Origin of the sequence: Bacillus sp. BD59S (assembly GCF_007363175.1) — a bacterium.
GTDB lineage: Bacteria > Bacillota > Bacilli > Bacillales > Bacillaceae_G > Bacillus_A > Bacillus_A pacificus.
In genome coordinates this window covers 4147323-4164568 of sequence record NZ_CP034686.1, presented here as the reverse complement: position 1 = coordinate 4164568, position 17246 = coordinate 4147323, and the positions used below count along the sequence as shown (strand labels likewise).

Annotated in this window: 18 protein-coding genes and 2 other annotated features (1 of these 20 only partly in view); all 18 genes read left to right on the top strand. The window is 37.7% G+C overall.

The window, feature by feature from the left end; translation table 11 throughout:
* Positions 1–15, top strand: a binding site (T-box leader) (it extends 218 nt beyond the left edge of the window).
* A gap of 39 nt (positions 16–54) precedes the next feature.
* The 18 genes from EKQ63_RS23840 to obgE all read left to right on the top strand — a co-directional run bounded on the left by EKQ63_RS23840 (position 55) and on the right by obgE (position 17112).
* A complete protein-coding gene (locus EKQ63_RS23840) occupies positions 55–2700 on the top strand; it encodes a valine--tRNA ligase (RefSeq protein ID WP_143881567.1) in 2646 nt (881 codons plus the stop codon).
* 93 nt (positions 2701–2793) lie between these two features.
* A complete protein-coding gene (locus EKQ63_RS23835; protein ID WP_088326774.1) occupies positions 2794–4095 on the top strand; it encodes a bifunctional folylpolyglutamate synthase/dihydrofolate synthase in 1302 nt (433 codons plus the stop codon).
* Positions 4096–4260: 165 nt separating this feature from the next.
* Positions 4261–5223 (top strand): stage II sporulation protein B, encoded by a 963-nt coding sequence (locus EKQ63_RS23830; protein WP_088326772.1) that lies wholly within the window; start codon positions 4261–4263, stop codon positions 5221–5223.
* A 221-nt stretch (positions 5224–5444) separates the two neighbouring features.
* Positions 5445–6020, top strand: a complete 576-nt coding sequence (locus tag EKQ63_RS23820; RefSeq protein ID WP_087995343.1) for a Maf family protein — start codon at positions 5445–5447, stop codon at positions 6018–6020.
* A gap of 46 nt (positions 6021–6066) precedes the next feature.
* A complete protein-coding gene (gene radC / locus EKQ63_RS23815; protein WP_143881566.1) occupies positions 6067–6744 on the top strand; it encodes a DNA repair protein RadC in 678 nt (225 codons plus the stop codon).
* 157 nt (positions 6745–6901) lie between these two features.
* Complete coding sequence (gene mreB, locus EKQ63_RS23810; RefSeq protein WP_000466737.1) at positions 6902–7921, top strand: cell shape-determining protein MreB; 1020 nt, start codon at positions 6902–6904, stop codon at positions 7919–7921.
* 41 nt (positions 7922–7962) lie between these two features.
* On the top strand, positions 7963–8814 hold the full coding sequence (gene mreC, locus EKQ63_RS23805; protein ID WP_143881565.1) for a rod shape-determining protein MreC: 852 nt from the start codon (positions 7963–7965) through the stop codon (positions 8812–8814).
* Positions 8815–8828: 14 nt separating this feature from the next.
* Positions 8829–9374: a rod shape-determining protein MreD gene (gene mreD, locus EKQ63_RS23800; protein WP_000975752.1), complete on the top strand. Its 546-nt coding sequence runs from the start codon at positions 8829–8831 to the stop codon at positions 9372–9374.
* Between the two features lie 35 nt (positions 9375–9409).
* Positions 9410–10096 (top strand): septum site-determining protein MinC, encoded by a 687-nt coding sequence (minC, locus tag EKQ63_RS23795; RefSeq protein WP_143881564.1) that lies wholly within the window; start codon positions 9410–9412, stop codon positions 10094–10096.
* A 2-nt stretch (positions 10097–10098) separates the two neighbouring features.
* Positions 10099–10896 (top strand): septum site-determining protein MinD, encoded by a 798-nt coding sequence (gene minD / locus EKQ63_RS23790; protein WP_000503311.1) that lies wholly within the window; start codon positions 10099–10101, stop codon positions 10894–10896.
* Between the two features lie 133 nt (positions 10897–11029).
* Positions 11030–11776 (top strand): stage IV sporulation protein SpoIVFA, encoded by a 747-nt coding sequence (gene spoIVFA, locus EKQ63_RS23785; protein ID WP_143881563.1) that lies wholly within the window; start codon positions 11030–11032, stop codon positions 11774–11776.
* Positions 11769–12629: a stage IV sporulation intramembrane metalloprotease SpoIVFB gene (gene spoIVFB / locus EKQ63_RS23780; protein ID WP_000599049.1), complete on the top strand. Its 861-nt coding sequence runs from the start codon at positions 11769–11771 to the stop codon at positions 12627–12629. Before spoIVFA ends, spoIVFB begins: the two co-directional genes overlap by 8 nt.
* Positions 12630–12696: 67 nt before the next feature.
* Positions 12697–14085 (top strand): Rne/Rng family ribonuclease, encoded by a 1389-nt coding sequence (locus EKQ63_RS23775; protein ID WP_087954199.1) that lies wholly within the window; start codon positions 12697–12699, stop codon positions 14083–14085.
* A 77-nt stretch (positions 14086–14162) separates the two neighbouring features.
* Positions 14163–14241: a sequence feature (ribosomal protein L21 leader region), on the top strand.
* Positions 14242–14255: 14 nt separating this feature from the next.
* A complete protein-coding gene (rplU, locus tag EKQ63_RS23770; RefSeq protein WP_000270907.1) occupies positions 14256–14564 on the top strand; it encodes a 50S ribosomal protein L21 in 309 nt (102 codons plus the stop codon).
* 11 nt (positions 14565–14575) lie between these two features.
* A complete protein-coding gene (locus EKQ63_RS30025) occupies positions 14576–14920 on the top strand; it encodes a ribosomal-processing cysteine protease Prp (protein ID WP_087954200.1) in 345 nt (114 codons plus the stop codon).
* 3 nt (positions 14921–14923) lie between these two features.
* Positions 14924–15214, top strand: coding sequence for a 50S ribosomal protein L27 (gene rpmA / locus EKQ63_RS30020; RefSeq protein WP_000944958.1), 291 nt, complete (start codon positions 14924–14926; stop codon positions 15212–15214).
* 63 nt (positions 15215–15277) lie between these two features.
* Positions 15278–15826 (top strand): sporulation initiation phosphotransferase B, encoded by a 549-nt coding sequence (locus EKQ63_RS23760; RefSeq protein WP_087954201.1) that lies wholly within the window; start codon positions 15278–15280, stop codon positions 15824–15826.
* Positions 15826–17112: a GTPase ObgE gene (obgE, locus tag EKQ63_RS23755; protein ID WP_087954202.1), complete on the top strand. Its 1287-nt coding sequence runs from the start codon at positions 15826–15828 to the stop codon at positions 17110–17112. The genes EKQ63_RS23760 and obgE overlap by 1 nt, the downstream gene beginning before the upstream one ends.
* The last annotated feature ends 134 nt before the right edge of the window (positions 17113–17246 follow it).

The window sequence follows — 17246 nt, the reverse complement described above, 5'->3', positions numbered from 1 at the left end:
TCCCTCGTCCTTTTTTTGGATGAGGGGCATTTTTTATTTTAAGGAGGGAAAATAATGTCAAACACGGAAAAGAATTTACCAACTAAATATGATCATATGTCCGTTGAAGAAGGCCTTTATCAGTGGTGGCTAGAAGGCAAATATTTTGAAGCAACAGGAGACGAGAAGAAACAACCGTATACAATTGTAATTCCACCTCCGAACGTAACTGGTAAGTTACACCTAGGTCATGCTTGGGATACAACTCTTCAAGATATTTTAACTCGTACGAAGCGTATGCAAGGTTACGATGTATTGTGGCTTCCAGGAATGGACCATGCGGGTATCGCAACACAAGCGAAAGTAGAAGGGAAACTTCGTGAAGAAGGTATTTCACGTTACGATCTTGGCCGTGAGAAATTCCTTGAAAAAGCATGGGAATGGAAAGAAGAATACGCTTCTCACATTCGTCAACAATGGGGGAAAGTTGGTTTAGGACTAGACTATTCTCGCGAACGTTTCACATTAGACGAAGGTTTATCTGATGCGGTTAATAAAGTATTCGTTCAATTATACGAAAAAGGCTTAATTTACCGCGGTGAATATATTATTAACTGGGACCCGGCAACACGCACAGCTCTTTCTGATATCGAAGTAATTCATAAAGAAGTTCAAGGTGCATTCTACCATATGAACTATCCGTTAACAGATGGTTCTGGTCACATTCGTCTTGCAACAACTCGTCCAGAAACGATGCTTGGTGATACAGCGGTAGCGGTTCATCCAGAAGACGATCGTTACAAGCATTTAATCGGAAAAACAGTTACACTTCCAATCGTAGGCCGTGAGATTCCGATTATTGCTGATGAGTACGTAGAAAAAGATTTCGGAACAGGCGTTGTAAAAATTACGCCAGCTCATGACCCGAATGACTTTGAAGTAGGTAACCGTCATGACTTACCGCGTATCTTAGTAATGAACGAAGATGGATCGATGAACGAAAAAGCTGGTAAGTATAACGGTATGGATCGTTTCGAGTGTCGTAAAGCGTTAGTGAAAGATTTACAAGAAGCGGGCGTATTAGTAGAAATCGAGCCTCATATGCATTCAGTAGGCCATAGTGAGCGTAGTGGTGCAGTTGTTGAGCCTTACTTATCAACACAATGGTTCGTAAAAATGGCTCCACTTGCTGAGAAGGCAGTAGCGCTTCAACAAAAAGAAGAAGAGAAAGTAACGTTCGTACCAGATCGTTTCGAAAACACATATTTACGTTGGATGGAAAACATTCACGACTGGTGTATTTCTCGTCAATTATGGTGGGGACACCGCATTCCAGCTTGGTATCATAAAGAAACTGGTGAAGTATACGTAGGTACAGAAGCGCCAGCAGATATTGAAAATTGGAATCAAGATAACGACGTACTTGATACATGGTTCAGTTCAGCGTTATGGCCATTCTCAACACTTGGTTGGCCAAATGAAGATGCAGCGGACTTCAAACGTTACTATTCAACTGATGCACTAGTAACTGGTTATGACATCATCTTCTTCTGGGTATCTCGTATGATTTTCCAAGGGTTAGAGTTTACAGGCGAGCGTCCATTTAAAGATGTATTAATTCACGGTTTAGTTCGTGATGAGCAAGGACGTAAAATGAGTAAATCTCTTGGTAACGGTATTGACCCAATGGAAGTTATCGAGAAGTACGGTGCAGATGCAATGCGTTTCTTCTTATCAACAGGAAGTGCACCAGGTCAAGATTTACGCTTCAGCATGGAGAAAGTAGAATCTACTTGGAACTTCATTAATAAAGTTTGGAATGCATCACGTTTCGTATTAATGAACATGGATGACATGAAATATGAAGAAATCGATTTAACTGGTGAAAAATCAGTTGCAGATAAGTGGATTTTAACTCGCTTAAATGAAACAATCGAAAGCGTAACACGTAACATGGATAAATATGAGTTCGGTGAAGCTGGTCGCTCATTATACAACTTCATCTGGGATGATTTCTGTGACTGGTACATTGAAATGGCGAAACTTCCTCTATACGGTGAAGATGAAGCAGCTAAGAAAACAACTCGTTCTATTTTAGCTTACGTATTAGATCAAACAATGCGTCTATTACACCCATTCATGCCATTCGTAACAGAGAAGATTTGGCAACATTTACCGCACGAAGGCGAATCTATTACAGTAGCAGCGTGGCCAACAGTACGCGAAGATTTACAAGATGCAGAAGCTGCAGCAGAAATGCACCTTCTAGTTGATATCATTCGTTCTGTTCGTAACATCCGTGCAGAAGTTAATACGCCAATGAGCAAAAAAGTTCAAATGCAAATTAAAGCAAAAGATGAGGCTGTACTTGCTCAGCTTACGAAAAATAGCTCTTACATTGAGCGTTTCTGTAACCCAAGCGAGTTAACAATTCAAACGGATTTACAAGCACCAGAAAAAGCGATGACTGCAATCGTAACAGGTGCAGAGTTATTCTTACCGTTAGCTGATCTTATCAATCTTGATGAAGAGAGAGCGCGTCTTGAGAAAGAACTTGAGAAGTTCGATAAAGAAGTAGAACGTGTACAGAAGAAACTTTCAAACCAAGGTTTCGTAGCGAAAGCTCCTGCGGCAGTTATTGAAGGAGAGCGTGCGAAAGAGCAAGATTACCTAGAAAAACGCGAAGCAGTTCGCCAACGTTTAGCGGATCTTGAGAAATAAAAATGTTTTTTAGAGACTCACTATATTGGTGAGTCTCTTTTCTTTGCGTATAATAGAATGATGAAGGTTGTCTTTTGAAAGGGGAAAGCATACGTGATACATACATACGAAGAAGCGATAGGCTGGATTCATAGTCGATTGAAATTTGGTATTAAACCAGGATTAGAAAGAATGAGATGGATGCTAGAAGAGCTCGGAAATCCAGAGCGTCACATAAAATGTGTTCACCTTGCTGGTACAAATGGAAAAGGTTCAACGTTAACATATATGCGTTACATGTTAGAAAATGCAAAATATAAGGTAGGAACATTTACCTCCCCTTATATTGAAACATTTAACGAGCGTATTAGTGTGAATGGAACACCAATTGCAGATGAAGAGATTACTGAACTTGTAAAGATGGTAAAGCCAGTCGTTGAAAAACTAGATGAGACGGATTTAGGGGAAGCGACTGAGTTTGAAATTATTACTGTTATGGCAATTTGTTATTTCGGTAAAGTTAATTTCTGTGATGTTGTTTTATTTGAAACAGGGCTTGGAGGGCGCTTTGATTCTACGAATGTGATTCATCCAGTTCTCACGATTATTACGAATATCGGTCACGATCATATGCATATTTTAGGTAATACACTAGGAGAAATTGCATATGAAAAGGCGGGGATTATTAAGTCTGGTGTTCCGGTTATTACTGGTGTGCAAGATGAGGAAGCGCTGCAAGTCATTCAAAAAGTTGCAAAGGAAAATCATGCAAATTTATACGAGATGGGCAACCATTTTACATCGTTACATAAACAGTCTAGCGAAGATGGAGAACAGTTCGATTTCACTTGCCCTTTCGCCTCTTTTGAAGATGTGCGAATTTCAATGAAAGGCAGCCATCAAGTAGGAAACGCAGCACTTGCACTTATGGCAGTCATGTATGTAAAAACATACTTATCATTTTTAATTGAGGAAGAAGAAATAAGAACTGGATTACAGGAAGCGTATTGGGTGGGGCGCTTTGAAAAACTGCAAAGTAATCCGGATATTATTATAGATGGTGCTCATAACCCAGAAGGTATTGAAAGTCTTGTGAAAACGGTAGAATCACATTACAAAGCTAAAAATGTAATAGTTTTATTTACTGCCCTTGGTGATAAACAATTGCACAATATGGTAGGTCAATTAGAAACCATCGCCGATGAAATTATTTTTACAACATTCGCCTTTGATCGTGCTATTTTAGCAGGCGAGCTTGCATCGTATTCAAAGAAAGAGTCAAAATTAGTTTTTGAAAATTGGAAAGAGGCAATTGATACGAAGGTTGAAATGCTTGGAGAAAATGATGTTTTTATCATAACAGGTTCTCTTTATTTCATTTCGGAAGTTCGAAAATATATTCGCGAAAAAAACTAGATAGTCTTTGCTATCTAGTTTTTTTGTTCTACAAATGAAGTCAAATGCATACATATAAGATAAATATATAGGGTTATTTGGCGAATTCCTCTGACAAATATCTCGTTTTTTTGTGAAATGAATATGATATGATGCGGACAACGATAAGAGGTGAGGTGTGAGTGTATGGACAAGCAATCACGAACGATCTCAGTGAAAGTGAATGGAACAGAAGCGAAGTATGAGGAGAAGAAGAAAGATGAATTTGACTGGATGGTAGTAGAAAGTGAAAGGCCAAAAAACGTTGTTCCGTTTCAAAAATCGAAAGTAGCGTCTACGGAAAAAAATCGAAAGAAGTGGAGTAATACGTTAATTGCAATCGTTGCAACTGCAATTATTATTGGTACGACGTTTGGGATGGGGATGCTACAGTTACTGAAAGGACAAGGTGCCACAGGAGGAAGCGAAGTAACAGCTTCGAAGCAGATGCGAAAGGAAGAATCAAAGGTTGGTGGAACGGCAGAACACACACCAGCACCAAAAGAGGAAAAAACAAAAGCACAGACAGGAACGTCATTAGATCCAATGAAATTATTTTTTGTTCAAGGAGGAATCTATTCTTCTGAAGAAAAGGGACAGGCCGCTCTTGAAGAGTGGAAAGGTAATGGAGGTGTAGCAGCCTTAAAACCGAGCGGTGATAAGTATGCATTAGTTGTTGGTATTGCTGGCGATGAACAAGGCATAAACCAATTAATGACGCAGTATAAAAATGATAATGTCTCCGTATTGAAAAAGGACTGGGATATAACAGATAAAGCGTTACTGAAAGATGATAAAGAAGTTGGGGCGTTTTTAACAAAAGTACAGCCATTATATACTCATTTAGCAAAATATGCTTCTAGCGTACAAGCTAGTGAAAAAGGTAATGCAAAAGATATAAGTGCAATCGAAAAAGAGTGGAAAGCGATTGAAAAAGAAGGGAAAAGTATGAAGCAGGAAGAAGCAAAGAAATTGTATATGTACACGTCAGTAGCTGTGCAAACAGTGAAGGACGGAAAAGGTGATAAGGAATCTTTAGCGAAATTAAATCAAGTTATCATTGATGGTATACTTTCATACGAAAAAATTGTTTCACAAAAGGTGAAATAATAGGATAATGAAATGACGAAGGAAGAAGTGTAGATGCTTCTTTCTTTTCTTTTGAATTTAGAGTAAAGTGCTTTCTCTATGACAGGAATATAATCGTGTTTTAGTAAGGAAGTATTATTTTGTTTAGAGAAAATAATATTTCTTTTATTTGTGGACAAACTATTCCTTTGATACGATTGATATAAATGATTCTGCTTCATGTGAGAAAGGAAGGAGAAAATATGAAAAAAATTATTTTAGCTTCAGGATCACCTCGCAGGAAGGAATTACTTGAGTTAGCGGGTGTGCCATTTGAAATTATTGTAAGTGAAGTAGAAGAAACGATTGGTGCGTATTCATCGCCTTCTGATATTGTTATGTCCCTTGCCCTGCAAAAAGCATCTGCGGTAGCAGAAAATAACAGTGATCATATTGTGTTAGGTGCAGACACAATTGTTACATATGAGTCGCGTATTCTTGGAAAGCCATCTAATGAGGCTGAGGCGAAAGAAATGTTGCAATTATTATCAGGGAAAACACATGAAGTGTATACTGGTGTTGCAATTATAGCAAAGGACAAAACAGTCACTTTTTACGAGCGTACAGAAGTTACGTTTTGGGAATTAACAGAAGAGGAAATTGACGCATACATTGCATCAAAAGAGCCTTTGGATAAAGCAGGAAGTTATGGGATTCAAGGTAAAGGATCTATTTTTGTTCAACATATTCAAGGGGACTACTATAGTGTAGTTGGGTTACCAATTTCACGTCTTGTTCGGGAATTAAAACAATTTAATATTGATGTAACCCATGCGTAAAACTGCATGGGATTTTCTTTGAGAGAACAAATAAAGGGGTGGAGAAATGAACGGTATTCGTGATGTTGTCAAAGAAGAACAGCCACGGGAGCGTTTATTGTTAGAGGGAGCTGGAAGTTTATCCAATCGGGAGCTTCTTGCAGTGTTACTCAGAACAGGTTCTAAAGAAGAAACAGTTTTGAAGTTATCAGATAAAATTTTATATCACTTTGATGGTTTACGTATGTTGAAAGATGCAACGTTAGAAGAGCTTGTCAGTATACATGGTGTCGGGGTTGCAAAGGCAACGCAGCTTATAGCTGCTTTTGAACTCGGTAGAAGAATGGTGCGGTTAGAATATCAAAATAAATACAGCATTCGAAGCCCGGAAGATTGCGCCAGATATATGATGGAAGAAATGCGCTTCCTGCAGCAGGAGCATTTTGTATGTCTATATTTGAACACAAAGAATCAAGTTATACATAGGCAAACGATTTTCATTGGAAGTTTAAACTCATCAATTTTACATCCAAGGGAAGTTTTTAAAGAAGCGTTTCGCCGTGCAGCAGCCTCTATCATATGTCTTCATAACCATCCCTCAGGAGACCCCGCGCCGAGCCGAGAAGATATTGAAGTAACAAAACGCTTAGTAGAATGCGGCCGGATTATCGGAATTGAAGTGCTCGATCATATTATAATAGGTGACCATAAATTCGTGAGTTTAAAGGAAAAAGGTCATATTTAAGACTATGCTTTTTACTTATTTTGTTTTATAATGTGATTTATGAGTTTTTTGTAGAAAATTATCTACAAAAAGGATAAAGATATAAAAAACGTACTGTTTTTATAATATAAAGTAAGAAAAAATGAGTCCGTGAAAACAAGAAAGGAAGATAAATAATATGTTTGGATTTGGTGGCTTTACTCGCGATCTTGGAATAGACTTAGGAACTGCGAACACGCTTGTATATGTAAAAGGAAAAGGTGTAGTTTTACGTGAACCTTCAGTAGTAGCGTTACAAACTGATACGAAACAAATCGTTGCTGTAGGTAGCGATGCAAAACAAATGATTGGTCGTACACCAGGAAACGTTGTGGCACTTCGCCCGATGAAAGACGGTGTAATTGCTGATTACGAAACAACAGCAACAATGATGAAATATTACATTCAACAAGCTCAAAAATCAAATGGATTCTTCTCACGTAAGCCTTATGTAATGGTATGTGTACCATCTGGTATTACAGCTGTAGAAAGACGTGCAGTAATCGATGCGACTCGTCAAGCTGGTGCTCGTGATGCTTATCCTATCGAAGAACCATTTGCAGCAGCAATTGGTGCAAACTTACCTGTTTGGGAACCAACTGGTAGTATGGTTGTTGATATCGGTGGCGGTACAACAGAAGTTGCAATCATTTCTTTAGGCGGTATTGTAACAAGTCAATCAGTTCGTGTTGCTGGTGATGATATGGATGATTCAATCATTCAGTACATTAAGAAAAGCTACAACTTAATGATCGGTGAAAGAACAGCTGAAGCATTAAAATTAGAGATCGGTTCTGCAGGCGAGCCAGAAGGTATTGAGCCTATGGAAATTCGCGGTCGAGATTTAGTAAGTGGTTTGCCAAAAACAGTGCTAATTCAACCAGAAGAAATTGCAGATGCATTAAAAGATACAGTAGATGCAATTGTAGAATCTGTTAAAAATACGTTGGAGAAAACTCCACCTGAATTAGCGGCAGATATTATGGACCGTGGTATCGTATTAACAGGTGGCGGAGCATTACTACGTAATTTAGATAAAGTAATTAGTGAAGAAACAAATATGCCAGTTCTTGTTGCAGAAGATCCATTAGATTGCGTAGCAATTGGAACGGGTAAAGCATTAGACAATATCGATCTTTTCAAAACTGCTGCTCGATAATATTGCAAAATAAAAATCAATGAAATTAAGAGGGTGTGAACGTGCCACAGTTTTTCTTAAACAAAAGATTAATTGTTTTGTTAGTTAGTATTATTCTTCTCGTGGCATTGATTGGAATCTCATTGAAAGAACGGAACAGTTTAACATGGCCAGAGCAGTTTGTTAAAGACACTGTCGGTGTGGTAGAACGTGTATTCCAAAAGCCAGCGAAATACGTAGCTGGATTCTTCGAAAATGTAGAGGATGTAAAGCGCACGTATGAAGAGAATAAAGAATTAAAAGCAAAATTAGACAATTATGCAGGTCTATCAGGGAAAGTAAAACAATTAGAAGATGATAACAAGAAGTTACAAGAGTTAACGGGTAAAAAAGAGTTAAATAGCCAATATACTGAAATTCCAGCTACTGTTGTTTCGCGTAATCCAGATAAATGGTACGATTTAGTTGGTATTGACAAAGGAGCACAGCAAGGAATTAAAAAAGATATGGCTGTATTAACTCCACAAGGTTTAGTTGGACGAGTGAAAAGTGTATCTCAGTTTACATCATCAGTAGAGTTATTAAGCTCTATGAGCCGAACAAATCGTGTTTCTGCTATCGTACAAGGTGATGAGAAAATCTTTGGATTGATTGAAGGTTATGACAAAGAAAAGCACTTACTTCTTTTCACAAAGATTGGCTCTGATGCAGACGTAAAAGCAGATCAATTAGTTGTAACATCTGGACTTGGTGATATTTTCCCGAAAGGTCTTGTAATTGGAAAAATCGTTGATGTTCAGCCGGATCCATACGGTTTAACAAAAACAGCTTATGTAAAACCTGCCGCTGATTTAAATGACGTAGAGCATATTATGGTTGCGAAACGTGAAACGCCTTCAGCGCCATTAGAATAGGAGGGGGAGAAGAGATGATGAAGATTTTAAAAAGAGCAGCTCTTCCTCTTTTGCTCCTTTTTGTTTTTTTATTTGAAAATATGTTTGCTACTATTGTTCCAACAGCAGTTTTTTGGAAAGACAGTATAGCAGCACCTCATTTCTTTATTATAGTATTATGTTTTGTTACTGTGTACTACAGTCCGGTCCAAGGGATTTATTACGGACTATTATTTGGTTTCTTATTTGATACCGTATACACGGAACTTGTCGGTATATATATTTTTGCGTATCCGATTTTAGCTTATTTAGTTTATAGTGTGATGAAGGTACTACAATTGAATTTATTTATTGTTGTCTCTATCGTACTAGCTAGCATTGCAGCATTAGAGTATTATGTGTATGGATTTTTAACTTTGTTAGGACGTACTCATATGTCGGCGTATGTCTTTTTCACAGATCGTCTCCTGTCTACTTTATTGCTAAATGCAATTTTCTTATTGATAGTTTGTTTCCCACTGAGACGATATTTAGTGCGTCTTTCAAAAGCGATGGAAGAAAAAGAAAAAAGGATTTTCTAATTTTATGTCGAATTGAATCGGTGGGGTGAACTTTAGTGGAAGAAAAAAAGCAACAAAATGTAACAATAAAAGGGACAAAAGACGGGATAACGCTTCATTTAGATGATTGTTGTTCATTCTCTGAATTACTGAAGGAATTGGATGAAAAGCTTTCTACTCATTACTATGATGGTGATGGACGCTCTTTAATTGAAGTGCATGTGAACGTGGGAAATCGTTATTTAACAGAAGTCCAACAAGAAGAGATTCGTACGTTAATTCGTAATAAAAAGAATCTCGTTGTGGATTCGATTGAAAGTGATGTTATAACGAAAGAGGAAGCAATAGCTTGGAAAGAAGAAACAGAAATTGTCCCTATTTCCAAAATTGTTCGCTCTGGACAAGTTTTACATGTAAAAGGAAATTTATTGTTAATTGGTGATGTTAATCCAGGCGGAACGGTTATCGCTGGGGGGAATATTTTTGTCGTAGGATCATTAAGAGGAATTGCGCATGCTGGGTATTATGGGGATTCGGATGCTGTAATCGCTGCATCTGTTATGAACCCGATGCAACTTCGAATTAGTGATGTGGCAATGCGGGCTCCGGAAGAGAAAGAAGACGGAGCGGAGGCGGCAGAATGTGCGTATATTAATGAGAACAATCACATTGTTGTCGATCGACTGCAACTTCTCACTCATCTTAGACCTAATTTAACAAAGTTAGAAAGGGGAATTGTATAGCTGTGGGAGAGGCAATAGTAATTACATCTGGAAAAGGCGGTGTAGGTAAAACTACAACGTCTGCGAACATTGGTACAGCCTTAGCGTTATCTGGAAAGAAAGTGTGCTTAATTGACACAGATATCGGTCTTCGAAACTTAGACGTAGTAATGGGGCTGGAAAATCGTATTGTATTTGATCTTGTTGATGTCGTTGAAGGGCGTTGCCGTTTACCTCAGGCTCTTATTAAAGATAAACGTTTTGATGATCTTTATTTATTACCTGCAGCACAAACGAGTGATAAATCAGCGGTAACACCTGAACAAATGGATGAATTAATACAAGTATTACGTCAAGATTATGATTACATATTAATTGATTGTCCTGCGGGGATTGAGCAGGGATTTAAAAATGCGGTAGCTGGTGCGGATAAAGCAATCGTTGTTACGACACCAGAAGTATCCTCAATGCGTGATGCGGATCGTATTATTGGGCTTTTAGAAAAAGAGGATATTGAACCACCGAAACTTGTTATTAATCGTGTGCGTAGTCATATGCTTCATGAACAGGATATGTTAGATGTTGATGAAATCGTACGTACATTGTCAATCGAGCTTCTTGGTGTTGTCGAAGATGATGATGAAGTTATTCGTGCTACAAATACAGGTGAGCCTGTAGCGTTGCAACCGAGCGGAAAAGCAGCGTTAGCTTATCGTAATATTGCAAGACGTTTGTTGGGTGAGAATGTCCCATTACAAGCATTTGAACAAGAAAAGGTATCGGTATTTACAAAGGTGAAAAACTTCTTTGGAATCCGTTAAAAGCACTTCGCATATTTGCGGAGTGCTTTCTTTTTTCTTCACACGAATATCTTCCATACCTAGCTCATACATATGTACAAACTGTATACAACTGTTTCTATGTACATTAGCTTAACGAAAGAAAGGAGACAGTATGAAGAATAGACGTGTAGAAGAAATTAAAAAACGGATTGCGAAGAGGAAGGCAGAGCAAGAAAGGATGGAGGAAGAGCAGTATTTTGCTGGAGGGAATTTTGATAGTGAAACAGTATTTATTGAAGATGGAGAAAAGGAAATTCATCCTTTATTTCGAAAAGAAGTGTTTTTCTTCAAAGTATTGTTATCAGCAATATTAGTTCTTTCTGTCGCTATTTTATATAAGAATGCACCAGTTTCTTTCGACGGTGCTAAAGCTGTTACAGAAAAAGTGATGAAAGAAGAATTTCAGTTTGCTACTGTAGCGAAATGGTACGAAAAACAGTTTGGAAAACCGCTCGTGTTCTATTCGCCTAATGAGAAAAAAGAAGAAACGATTCAGCAAAAAGATTATGCCATTCCTGCTTCAGGAAAGGTGATGCAAGGGTTTCAAAAAAATGGCCAAGGTGTATTTGTACAAACAGCTACAAATGCAACTGTTGAGTCAGTGAATGAAGGGCTAGTTATTTTTGCAGGCAAGAAAGAGGAACTTGGTAATACAGTTCAAATTCAGCATGCAGATGGTACGGAGTCATGGTATGCAAACTTAAATGATATGTCAGTGAAATTATATGATTACGTTTCAAAGAAACAAAAAATTGGAACGGTGAATAATGATGCGAATAATAAAAATGGTAAGTTTTATTTCGCAATAAAAAAGGACGAAAAATTTATTGATCCGATTCAGGTGATTTCATTTGATTAAATATAGAGATGTTTTAACAAAGATTTCAGTGCATCCGTTGTTTTGGGTTATTATTGTCATTGGTATTTTCACGGCACGTTTTAAAGAGTTACTACTGTTATTTTGTATCGTTCTCATCCATGAACTTGGGCATGCTTTTGCAGCGGCACACTATAATTGGCGTATTAAGAAGATTCAACTTTTGCCGTTTGGTGGTGTGGCTGAGCTTGAGGAACATGGGAATAAATCATTGAAAGAGGAACTAGTTGTCGTAATTGCAGGACCAATTCAACATATTTGGATGATGGCGGTAGGCTATATGTTGTTTGAAGCTGGTTGGCTTCATGCGGAATTATATTATTTCTTTATGTGGAATAATATAATTATTTTAGCATTTAATTTACTACCTATTTGGCCTCTTGATGGTGGAAAAGTATTGTTTAACGTACTATCATATCGTTTTCCTTATTTACAAGCACATGAAAAGATGATGAAATTATCATGTGTTTTTTTTAGTGTCATACTAGGATGGCAGTTACTTTGGAATAGTAACAATATTATGATGTGGGTACTACTCATATTTTTAGCGGTGTCGTTATATCAAGAATGGAAGCAAAGACGGTATGCCTTTATGCGTTTTTTATTAGAACGTTATTATGGGAACAAAAGAGGAATTGAAAAGATTGCACCAATTGAGGTGCAATCAGAAGATCATTTATATAAGATATTCACAAAATTTCGTAGAGGCTATAAGCATTCTATTATCGTTCGCGGAAAATATAAAGAACATTACACATTGGATGAAAATGAATTGCTTTATGCGTATTTTACTGAAAAACGAACAACTTCATCTGTTGAAGAATTAATCGGTTAGTGTTGACGTTAGCACTAACCTTTTATTATTGTAAAAGCAAAGAAGATTATAAAGTGAGGAAAGTATTTTGAAAACGTTATATATGAACTACGCTGGATCGGAAAAACGCGTTGCAATTGAAGAGAAGAAGAAAATTGTTGAGTTTTTATGGAAACGAAATGAAGAACAAGAGATTGTTGGGCATATTTATGTTGGACGTATCGTAAGAACGATTGCTGGAATGAATGCAGCTTTTGTAAATATAGGTTTAGAAAAACATGCGTATCTTTCGTACGATGATGTACCATCTTCTTATCATATACATGAAGGACAAGCGGTACTTGTACAAGTTGTAAAAGAGGCAATTGATACGAAAGGGCCAAAATTGACAGCAAATATAGAATTTACCGGAAAATATGTCGTTTATATGCCATATGATGAAATGCGTGCGGTTTCTCGGAAAATAAAAAACAATAAAAGAAGGCAACAATTACTCCAAATTGAAGTAGAAGGGACAGGAGGTTATATTTTCCGCTCAGCTTCTGAAAAAGGAGAAATTGAAGAAATACAAGCTGAAATGCAAAGATTACAGCAGTTATATGAAGAGTTAAAAAGAAAAGAGGGCCAAGGAAAGGCACCGTTACTAGTCCATCGACCGGCAACCTTTTTAGATCGTGTATTTCAAGAGAATCCAATTGAAACGATTGAAAAAGTAGTTGTAGATACAAGAAGTATAGTAAAAGAATTAGAAGAAAAAGTCGGTAAAGAAAAAGTATCTTTTTATAATGAAAAATCTTCAATGTTTAACCATTTTGGCATAGAGCGTGAGATTGAGAAAGCACTTCAAAAAATTGTTTGGCTCCCAAATGGTGCTTATTTAATTGTGGAACAAATGGAGACGATGACTGTAATTGATGTGAATACGGGTAAGTTTACTGGAAAACAAAATTTACAAGATACAGTCCTTCGTACAAATGAAGTGGCAGCTGAAGAGATCGCACGTCAATTAAGATTGCGTGATATCGGTGGTATGATATTAATTGATTTTATTAATATGAAAAGAAGAGAAGATAAAGAAAAGATAAGAGAATGTCTCATGGCTGCTATGCAAAATGATCGCACATATACAAGAGTACTCGGATTTACAGAGTTAGGGATTTTAGAGATGACACGTAAACGTAAGAAACATTCTTTACGCGACGTATTACTTGAAGAGTGTGCACCGTGCAAAGCGACAGGGTATGTGATGTCATATGAAACGATTGCGTATGAGCTAGAGAGAGAACTAATCACATATGGTAATATAGAAGATGAGGCAGTATTAATCTCTGCACCTAAAGGACTGCAAAAACAATTTTTACAAAAAGAATTACAAAAAAATATTCCATTTGAAATTTATTTCAAAGATGATATGATCGAAAAGTATGCAATTATCCGTTTTGGAAGTAAAAAAGAAATTGTAGAGCGGAAAAAATAGTTAGTAGAACTTTCATTGACAACCGTCTATGATTCATGATAACATCTTTATGTTATAGTTTATAGCACCTAAACGGCTATATGCTACAACCGCACAAGACAGGTTCCCTAAAGGCATTTTATGTCTACCTCGTTTTTGGCGAGTCTTAGTAATTAAGAGGAGGTGCAAGTATGTACGCAATTATCGAAACAGGTGGAAAACAAATTAAAGTTGAAGCTGGTCAAGCAATCTACATTGAAAAATTAGATGTTGAAGCTGGTGAAACTGTTACTTTTGACAAAGTTCTTTTCGTTGGTGGCGAAAACGTTAAAGTTGGTAGCCCAGTTGTAGAAGGTGCAACAGTTACTGCGAAAGTAGAAAAACAAGGTCGCGCTAAGAAAATCATCGTTTTCAAATACAAAGCGAAAAAGAACAATCGTAAGAAACAAGGTCATCGTCAACCTTACACTAAGCTAGTTGTTGAAGCTATCAACGCTTAATTCTGGTTAACATGATTAAAATTACGATAAGTCGCACGAAATTAGGACGTATCCAATCATTTAAAATGACTGGACATGCCGATTATGCGCCACATGGACAAGATCTTGTCTGTGCTGGAACTACAGCGGTTGTGTTTGGTTCTATAAATGCAGTGGAAGAACTTTGTAATGTGCAGGCAACTATTGAACTCGGAAGTGATGGCGGATTCTTAACGTATGAATTGCCTAATGATTTAGACGTTCATGCAGCAGAAAAAGCACAAATACTTTTAGAAGGATTGGTTGTTTCGCTTAAGACGATCGAACTTGATTACGGAAAGTATATCCGTTTAATAGAAAAAGTGCAGGAGGTGTAACGTATGTTAAGATTAGATCTTCAGTTTTTCGCATCTAAGAAAGGTGTAGGTAGTACAAAGAACGGTCGTGACTCTCAGTCAAAACGTCTTGGTGCTAAACGCGCAGATGGTCAAACGGTTACAGGTGGTTCAATTCTTTACCGTCAACGCGGTACAAAAATTTATCCAGGTGTTAACGTTGGTCGTGGTGGCGATGACACTTTATACGCGAAAGTTGACGGCGTAGTACGCTTTGAGCGTCTTGGCCGTGACCGCAAACAAGTGAGCGTATATCCTGTTGCTCAAGAAGCATAAGAACTCACGGAAAACTCTAACCTGAGTGCAGGTTAGAGTTTTTCTATATTAAGGGGTATCTAAATGAATAAAAAATGGACAATTATAGATGCATTGCGCCATTCAAGACATGATTGGCTCAATCGTATGCAGATGGTGAAAGGAAACCTTTCCCTTGGAAAAGTGGAAGAAATTCATAGTCTCATCGATCGTTTTGTCCAAGAAGCGAGACAAGAATCCAATCTGATAGGGCTATCTATGCCTTTATTTTCAGAGTGGATTTTAACATATAATTGGAAACAGCAGCCGTGCTTATTGGAGTACGAAGTATTAGGGAATTTACATAACTTATCTCACTTAGATGAGACTGTATGTACATGGACGAATCAATTTTTCTCAATGCTTCAGCATAGTTTAGACGTATATGTTGAAAATTATGTTTGTATCACAATTGAATGTGACGCGGAGAATGCTCGTTTCTTTTTTGATTTTCGTGGTAAGCTAACGAGTGTAGAAGAACTACAGAATTGGCTTGCGAACCAAAACAATAAATGGTATTCCATTTCTTATACAGTAAGAGACGAAGAAGTCTCAGTTATATTACAACCAATTGAAAAAAGTGTGGTGAAATAATGTTTGTAGATCAGGTCAAGATATATGTAAAAGGCGGCGACGGTGGTAACGGAATGGTTGCGTATCGTCGTGAGAAGTATGTACCAAAAGGTGGCCCAGCAGGTGGCGACGGTGGTAAAGGTGCAGATGTTGTTTTTGTTGTTGAGGAAGGCTTACGTACATTAATGGACTTCCGCTACCAACGTCATTTCAAAGCTGATCGTGGTCAGCACGGAATGAGTAAAGGGCAGCACGGACGTAAATCTGAAGATTTACTTGTAAAGGTTCCACCAGGAACAGTAGTAAAAGATGAAAAAACTGGTCAAATTCTTGCCGATTTAGTAACGCATGGGCAAACGGCTGTAATTGCAAAAGGTGGCCGCGGTGGTCGTGGTAACTCACGTTTCGCAACAGCTACGAATCCAGCGCCAGAAATCGCTGAGAACGGGGAGCCAGGTCAAGAGCGTGATGTCATTCTAGAACTGAAAGTACTAGCAGACGTTGGACTTGTTGGATTCCCAAGTGTAGGTAAATCTACATTATTATCTGTCGTATCATCAGCACGTCCGAAAATTGCAGAGTATCACTTCACAACAATCGTTCCAAACCTTGGTGTTGTTGAGACTGGTGATAACCGCAGCTTCGTTATGGCTGACCTTCCTGGACTAATTGAAGGCGCACATGCTGGCGTCGGACTTGGACACCAATTCTTACGTCATATTGAGCGTACACGTGTAATCGTGCATGTTATTGATATGTCTGGTTTAGAAGGCCGTGATCCATATGAAGATTACGTAACGATTAATAATGAATTAAAAGAATACAATCTTCGCTTAACGGAGCGTCCACAAGTTGTTGTTGCAAACAAAATGGATATGCCAGATGCAGAAGAAAACTTACAAGCATTTAAAGAGAAAGTGGGAGACGAAGTAAAAATCTTCCCAATCTCAGCTGTAACGAAACAAGGTGTTCGTGACTTACTGTTTGAAGTAGCGAACTTAATAGAAACAACACCAGAATTCCCAATACATGAAGTTGCGGATGAGTCTGATACAAGTGTAATGTACAAATTTGATACTGAAGGTGTTAAATTTGAAATTACACGTGAAAGTGATGGCACGTTTGTTATCTCTGGTTATGATATTGAGAAAACATTCAAGATGACAGACTTCTCACGTGATGAATCTGTACGTCGTTTCGCTCGCCAAATGCGCGGAATGGGTATTGATGAAGCCCTTCGTGCACGTGGCGCAAAAGACGGAGATATTGTAAAAATTCTTGAATATGAATTTGAGTTTATCGACTAAGACTGCCGAAATATGGCAGTCTTTTTTTATATTGTAAAAGTCTGATTCATACAGGAAAAAATCCCCACTAATTAAATTTTCAATTTATAATAGAAAAGGAGTGGTTTTATAAGAATTTTTTATGGGGAGAAAAC

Bases quoted from the DNA above. Each gene is read 5' to 3' on its own strand.
- rplU (WP_000270907.1), top strand. From the start codon at position 14,256: ATGTACGCAATTATCGAAACAGGTGGAAAACAAATTAAAGTTGAAGCT.
- EKQ63_RS23830 (WP_088326772.1), top strand. From the start codon at position 4,261: ATGGACAAGCAATCACGAACGATCTCAGTGAAAGTGAATGGAACAGAA.
- obgE (WP_087954202.1), top strand. From the start codon at position 15,826: ATGTTTGTAGATCAGGTCAAGATATATGTAAAAGGCGGCGACGGTGGT.
- mreB (WP_000466737.1), top strand. From the start codon at position 6,902: ATGTTTGGATTTGGTGGCTTTACTCGCGATCTTGGAATAGACTTAGGA.
- rpmA (WP_000944958.1), top strand. From the start codon at position 14,924: ATGTTAAGATTAGATCTTCAGTTTTTCGCATCTAAGAAAGGTGTAGGT.
- radC (WP_143881566.1), top strand. From the start codon at position 6,067: ATGAACGGTATTCGTGATGTTGTCAAAGAAGAACAGCCACGGGAGCGT.
- mreD (WP_000975752.1), top strand. From the start codon at position 8,829: ATGATGAAGATTTTAAAAAGAGCAGCTCTTCCTCTTTTGCTCCTTTTT.
- spoIVFA (WP_143881563.1), top strand. From the start codon at position 11,030: ATGAAGAATAGACGTGTAGAAGAAATTAAAAAACGGATTGCGAAGAGG.
- EKQ63_RS23760 (WP_087954201.1), top strand. From the start codon at position 15,278: ATGAATAAAAAATGGACAATTATAGATGCATTGCGCCATTCAAGACAT.
- EKQ63_RS23840 (WP_143881567.1), top strand. From the start codon at position 55: ATGTCAAACACGGAAAAGAATTTACCAACTAAATATGATCATATGTCC.
- EKQ63_RS23820 (WP_087995343.1), top strand. From the start codon at position 5,445: ATGAAAAAAATTATTTTAGCTTCAGGATCACCTCGCAGGAAGGAATTA.
- EKQ63_RS30025 (WP_087954200.1), top strand. From the start codon at position 14,576: ATGATTAAAATTACGATAAGTCGCACGAAATTAGGACGTATCCAATCA.